Genomic DNA, 5,673 nt, shown 5'->3' with positions numbered 1-5,673 from the left:
GGAGCAGCTCTACCGCACAGCCCGGGCTGGTGGGGGTTGTCACCCCGTCCGTCCTCCGGCAGAGTCGGAGGCCACCGACGACGGGAGTCACGATGCCGGGCTGCGCCGCGCTCATCACGGGCGCCTCGAGCGGGATCGGAGCGGCAGTCGCACTCGCACTTGCCGATCGCGGTGCCCGGATCACGCTCGTAGGTCGACGCTCCGAGCAGCTGCACGGCGTGGCGGCCGAGGTCGAGAGGCGCGGCGGGCAAGCGCATGTGCTGGTCAGCGATCTCGCTGCCCCTCGGGCAGCCGAGCAGGCGGTCGACCAGGCAGCCGCGCGATGGGGCGAGCTCAACGTGCTGGTCAACAACGCCGGCGTGGGCCACTGGGACACCGCCGCGACCTCGCCGGACGGCGCGTGGGACGAGGAGCTCCACGTCAACCTGCTCGCGCCCATGCTCGCCACCCGCGCGGCGGTGCCGATCATGTGCGCCCAGGCTTCGGGCGACATCATCAACGTCTCGTCGCTCGCCGCTCGCTTTCCGGGGCCTGGGGCCGCGGGCTACGTCTCCAGCAAGGCGGGGCTCACCTCGTTCAGCGAGAGCATGCACGCCGAGCTGCGCGCTGACGGGGTGCGGGTCACGGTCGTCGAGACAGCGGAGGTGGCGACCGAGATGCAGACCGCGGAGGACCAGGCCTCGATGCCGATGCTGAGCCCCGAAGAAGTGGCGGATGCAGTGACCTGGGTCCTCGACCTCCCACGCTCCGTGGTCGTCCGCACGCTCCAGCTCGTCGCCGGACCCGCGACGACATGACCGGTCATCTCGTTCTCGGGCCCCCGGAGTCGAGGTAGCGCGCAAGGGCCTCGGCCGCGAGGTCCTCACGCGATCGACCGGTGAGTCGCGACCGCTCGTCGAGGGCCAGGGCCAGCGGTGCCGGAAGAACTATTGCCGCAGCCGAGGTCGTCAGCGGACCGGGCGCCTTCTGGCCGCCGACGCGGCCGAAGGCGCCGAGCGCAATCGCCACCACCGTGCCGAGCACGTCGAGGATGGCGACGATGCCGATGAGGCGCCACCACCCGCCGCCCTCGACTCCGAGGATCGCCGCCGAGACCAGGGCAGCGAGCAGGCCCGCCAGCGCCAGGGTCGAGACGAGCAGCGCACGGAGCGACTTGTGCCCCCGGGTCAGCACCAGCAGGAGCGAGACCTGCGCCAGCGTGGCGGCCAGCACGAACCCGACGCCGAACGTCTTCAGCAGTCCGTCCTCGTCGAACGAGTTGTCGCCCCAGATGAGGATCAGCGACGTGAGCAGCGGGATGAACACCACGATGCCGCCGGTCAGACCCACGCGCTCGTACGGCGTCCCGCCGGTCGCGAGGTAGCAGAGCACGGCGACGCTCGAGACGCCGACCGTGAGGGTCGTCAGGAGGATCCGAGCCTGGCCGTCCCCGAAGTCACCGCTGCCGAGCAGCGCCAGCACGCCGAGCAGCGCGGCGATCGAGAAGGAGCCGATGGTGGTGGCGACGACGGCGCGACGCAGCGATCCTGAGGAGGTCATGTGCCCAGACTGACGCACGCCGCGACCGTTGGCCTGAGTACGAGTACCCGCCTACCGACCGCGCTCCGATAGTTTCGCGAGCGTGGAGACGAACCTGTGGCGCGCGCTGGCCCTGACCGCCGTGGCGCCCGCGGCCTGGGGCACGACCTACCTGGTCACCGAGATGTTCCTGCCGCCGGACCGGCCACTCTTCGCCGCCCTGGTGAGAGCCCTGCCCGCCGGGCTCCTGCTGCTCGCCGTACGCCGCTCGCTCCCGCACGGCGAGTGGTGGTGGAAGTCAGGAGCACTCGGGGCGCTGAACTTCGGACTCTTCTTCCCGCTGATCTTCCTCTCGGCCTACCGGCTTCCCGGGGGGCTCGCCGCCACGGTGCAGGCCACGTTGCCACTCGCCGTGATGGCTCTGGCGTGGCCGATCATCCACGAGCGACCGGTGGTGGTGCGGGTGATCGCAGCCCTCGTCGGGCTCAGCGGCGTCGGCCTGCTCGTGCTGCGCTCCCCTGAGTCCGTCGACCCGATCGGTCTGACGGCGGCGATCGCGTCGGTCGCGGTCGCGGGGCTGGGCTCGGTGCTGGTCAAGAAGTGGCGCTTCTCCCGCGGGGCCTCCTCCGAGCCGGTCCCGATGCTGGACCTCGTCGCCTGGCAGCTCGTCGCAGGCGGGCTCCTGCTGCTGCCGCTCGCCCTCGCCGTCGAGGGCGCTCCGCCTCGGCTCGACACCGCCGCGGTCGCAGGCTTCCTGTGGATCGGAGGCGTGGGCACCGTCGTGGCCTACGCCTGCTGGTTCTACGGGCTCAGCGTGCTGCCGGCCGGATCCGTGGCTCTGGTGGGGCTGCTGAACCCCGTGGTGGCGACCGTCCTCGGCATCGCCTTCGCCGGCGAGCTCTTCGGCTGGCCCCAGGCACTCGGCATGTCGCTGGTGGTCGCCGGCGTGCTCGGGGGCCAGCTGCGCCTGGCGCCGCCAGGATCCCGACGTCCGCGTCGGGGCGTCGTCAGCCGATCTGGACCTTGATCTCGTTGGACGCCTCGCCGGTGTCGGTGTCGATCACGCGGAACCGGTTGAGACCCGGGTTGCCGGTCTGGATGAACGTGGAGAACCGCCCGCCGCTGACCGACGCGGTCACGGGGAAGTCGCCCCACTGACCGTTCTCGAACTGCTGCACGCGAAGGATCGCCCCCTCCCCGGCCGCGTAGTCGCCGGTGAGGTCGATGGGTTCCATCGGCCCGACCGCGGTCTGGGCCGCACTGAGCGAGATCAGCTTGACCGGCTTCGGCGTCTTGGAGGGCTTGTTGTTCTTCTTCGGCTTGCTCGTCTCGGTCTGACCGGGAAGCGTGATGTAGGGCGTCCCCGGCTCGTCGGTCTCCGACGGCCTGGGCAGGAACAGCGTCTCCTGCACCGACCCACTGGTGTCGACGACGCCGTCGTCGGAGAACCCGAGCGCCCGGCTGCCGATCAGTGCTGCGACCCCCACGACCCCCGCCACCACGACCACGACGGCCACGAAGGCCACCAGTCCGGCCAGGATCGGGTGCTCGTTGCGGGGCCCCTCGGGGTTCGCTCGCTGGAGCTTGTCGCTGATCACGCTGCCATTGTCACTGGCCCGCACGCTCGATCCAAACGGTCAGGCGTCGCCGCCGCACCCGAGGCGTGGATCAACGCGGCGCCAGGATGACGACCGGGATCACTCGGTCGGTCGTGGTCTGGTAGGTCGCGAAGTCGGCGTACAGGTCGACCAGGAGGGGCCACAGCCGCTCGCGCTCGTCCGGCTCGGCGACGCGCGCCCGGACGTCACGACGTCCACCACGCAGGTGCACCGTGGTGTCGGGCGTGGCCTGGAGATTGGCGACCCACTGCGGGTTCTTCGGGAGTCCGCCCTGCGAGCCGACCACGATCAGGTCGGCGCCGTCCTCGAGGTAGAGCAGCGGCGTCGTGAAGACGGTGCCCGACTTGCGGCCGACGTGGTCGAGCAGGAGCGTCGGGACCGGGTTCTTCCAGCCCGCCCCGATGCGCCACTTGCTGCCGATGCGGCCGTTGGTCAGACGGAACACCTTGACCTGCGCCTTGGCGCCGTACTTGATGATCTTGGCGGTCGCCGGACTGGCCAGCGCCTTCTTGCGCTTCTCGATCTCGGCGGCGCTGAGGTCTCCGGGCTTCTCAGGCACTACAGGCCCCTCTTCCAGACGACGTGTTCGTGGAGCCTACGACTGCGCCAGCCGTCGGCGGTGCGCACCATCTCGTGGTGATACATCCCGCCGATCTCGACGATCTTCTCGCCACCCTCGCCGTCGTGCATCGGCATCGGGTTGTCGAAGTAGGCCACCACGCTCGCCGCGTCCGGGGCCCCTTCTGAGACCCCTTCTGAGGCCCCGTCTGAGGCCCCGTCGGAAGCAGCGAAGACGACCTCGACCTGGCCGATGGTGTGCATCCGGCGGGGGAAGAAGGCCGGCAGCATCTCGGCCAGCCACGGCTTCACCTCGGCGTAGGAGGCGTGGATGCCGCCCGACTCGGTGTAGTCGATGTCGGCGTCCGGGGTGAACACGGTGTCGAGCCGGTCCCACTCCCCCAGGTCGATGCCGCGGGTGTAGCGGGTGATGACGTCTGCGATCTCGAGCCGGTCGCTGATCTCCTGGAGGTCCACAGGCTGAACTCTGGCACAAAACTGGAACACGTTCTATATTTCGGTCAGCTCGACAACCGAAAGGCTCCCATGAGGTTCTCCTACGCCGAGGCGATGACGCAGGCGTCGTACTACGCCCCGCTCGCCCAAGCCGCCGAGGCGGCCGGCTACACGTCGATGACCGTCGCCGACAGCCTGATCTACCCCAAGGAGTCGGACTCCAAGTATCCCTACACCGACACCGGCGACCGGGCGTTCCTCGACTGCAAGGAGTTCATCGAGACGATGATCCTCTGCGCCCACATCTTCGCGCAGACCACGACGCTGCGACTCACGCCGTTCGTCCACAAGCTGCCGATCCGACCGCCGGTCCTGGTCGCCAAGCAGGCCTCGTCCCTGGCGTTCCTGTCCGACAACCGCCTCGGGCTCGGCGTCGGGCTCTCGCCCTGGCCGGAGGACTTCGACGCGATGGGCGTGGAGTGGGCGCGCCGTGGCAAGCGGATGGACGAGTGCCTCGACATCCTCAAGGGACTGACCACCGGGGAGTACTTCCGCTACTCGGGGGAGTTCTTCGAGATCGACGAGCTCAAGCAGTGCCCCGGCGCCACCGAGCCGATCCCGCTGCTCATCGGCGGCCACGCGGACGCCGCCCTGCGGCGCGCCGTACGCAAGGGCAACGGCTGGATGCACGCCGGTGGCGACGGCGAAGAGCTCGACCGGCTGCTCACGCGCCTCGCCGAGATCCGTGCGGAGGAGGGCGACACCCGCGACGACTTCGAGGTGCACGTGATCTCCTACGACGCCTACACCCTCGACGGCATCAAGCGCCTCGAGGACAAGGGCGTCACCGACTGCATCGTGGGCTTCCGGATCCCGTACATCATGGGCCCCGACCCCGAGCCGCTGCAGAAGAAGGTCGACGCGCTCAACTCCTACGCCGACACCATCATCAGCAAGGCCAACGGCTGATGTGCACCCATCCCACAATTGTGCCGTTCGGACAGGTTTCGGGCCGCAGAACCTGCCCAGACCCCACAATTGTCCGCTTCGCGCAGGCCGGAGTCCGCGATGACTGAGTCCCTGGACCTGACCAAGCCGCTGCAGGACGCGATCGCCGAGGCGGAGGAGCTGATCGCGAACGCACCCTTCATCAAGACCGAGGCCGACCGGCTCGAGGGGTACGACTACCTCGCCGGACGCATCCGGATGGCGATGCAGATGGCGTTCGACCACGACCTCGACCGGCCGCTCTTCATCAACCCCTCCCACCAGTTCTCCCGCCAGGGCCTCGACAACCCCGACGCCGTCTACTTCAACGCCTACCTGCGCGAAGGCGTCACTTACGTGGTGCGCGGACAGCGCGGCACCAGCGCCGACCTGTCGTTCCAGGTGATGGGCGGGGCCTACACCGCCGACTCGGCCGCCACCTCGCTGATGGCCTTCGACGACCGCGAGCTCGACGTCGCCGACGACGGCACGTTCGAGTTCACCTTCACCGCCGAGCCAGGCGCGAAGACGCTCA

The 5,673-nt window shown here is 69.5% G+C and carries 7 protein-coding genes and 1 pseudogene; 4 read left to right on the top strand and 4 right to left on the bottom strand.

Annotated elements, in window-relative coordinates; genetic code table 11:
- Positions 1–797, top strand: a 797-nt coding sequence (locus tag VOI19_RS12975) for an SDR family oxidoreductase (protein ID WP_323793380.1), incomplete at its 5' end; no start/stop codon positions are given.
- Between the two features lie 4 nt (positions 798–801).
- Here VOI19_RS12975 and VOI19_RS12970 read toward each other — a convergent pair.
- The gene (locus tag VOI19_RS12970; protein ID WP_323793379.1) at positions 802–1,539 is read right to left on the bottom strand and encodes a hypothetical protein; all 738 of its coding nucleotides are present in this window, start codon (positions 1,537–1,539) and stop codon (positions 802–804) included.
- Between the two features lie 82 nt (positions 1,540–1,621).
- Between VOI19_RS12970 and VOI19_RS12965 the strand changes: the two genes are divergently transcribed.
- Positions 1,622–2,545, top strand: a complete 924-nt coding sequence (locus VOI19_RS12965) for an EamA family transporter (protein ID WP_323793378.1) — start codon at positions 1,622–1,624, stop codon at positions 2,543–2,545.
- On the opposite strand, the gene VOI19_RS12960 is transcribed toward VOI19_RS12965, so the two are convergent.
- From VOI19_RS12960 to VOI19_RS12950, 3 genes are all read right to left on the bottom strand, one after another.
- Positions 2,526–3,116, bottom strand: coding sequence for a hypothetical protein (locus VOI19_RS12960; protein ID WP_323793377.1), 591 nt, complete (start codon positions 3,114–3,116; stop codon positions 2,526–2,528). The genes VOI19_RS12965 and VOI19_RS12960 overlap by 20 nt on opposite strands.
- Before the next feature lie 70 nt (positions 3,117–3,186).
- A complete protein-coding gene (locus VOI19_RS12955; protein ID WP_323793376.1) occupies positions 3,187–3,696 on the bottom strand; it encodes a nitroreductase family deazaflavin-dependent oxidoreductase in 510 nt (169 codons plus the stop codon).
- On the bottom strand, positions 3,696–4,172 hold the full coding sequence (locus VOI19_RS12950) for a nuclear transport factor 2 family protein (protein ID WP_323793375.1): 477 nt from the start codon (positions 4,170–4,172) through the stop codon (positions 3,696–3,698). Before VOI19_RS12950 ends, VOI19_RS12955 begins: the two co-directional genes overlap by 1 nt.
- A 69-nt stretch (positions 4,173–4,241) precedes the next feature.
- Between VOI19_RS12950 and VOI19_RS12945 the strand changes: the two genes are divergently transcribed.
- Together VOI19_RS12945 and VOI19_RS12940 are read left to right on the top strand one after the other, a co-directional pair.
- Entirely contained in the window at positions 4,242–5,120 is an 879-nt protein-coding gene (locus VOI19_RS12945; protein ID WP_323793374.1) for a TIGR03619 family F420-dependent LLM class oxidoreductase, read from the top strand.
- A gap of 99 nt (positions 5,121–5,219) precedes the next feature.
- Positions 5,220–5,673, top strand: a pseudogene (locus VOI19_RS12940) (hypothetical protein); the annotation flags it as partial.

The organism is Nocardioides sp. (genome assembly GCF_034670285.1).
Classification (GTDB): Bacteria; Actinomycetota; Actinomycetes; order Propionibacteriales; family Nocardioidaceae; genus Nocardioides.
Note: the sequence above shows the minus strand (reverse complement) of the source record. Positions and strands in the feature narration are given on the sequence as shown.

Excerpts from the sequence above, each read along its gene's own strand:
- VOI19_RS12945 (WP_323793374.1), top strand. The coding sequence starts at position 4,242 with ATGAGGTTCTCCTACGCCGAGGCGATGACGCAGGCGTCGTACTACGCC.
- VOI19_RS12970 (WP_323793379.1), bottom strand. The coding sequence starts at position 1,539 with ATGACCTCCTCAGGATCGCTGCGTCGCGCCGTCGTCGCCACCACCATC.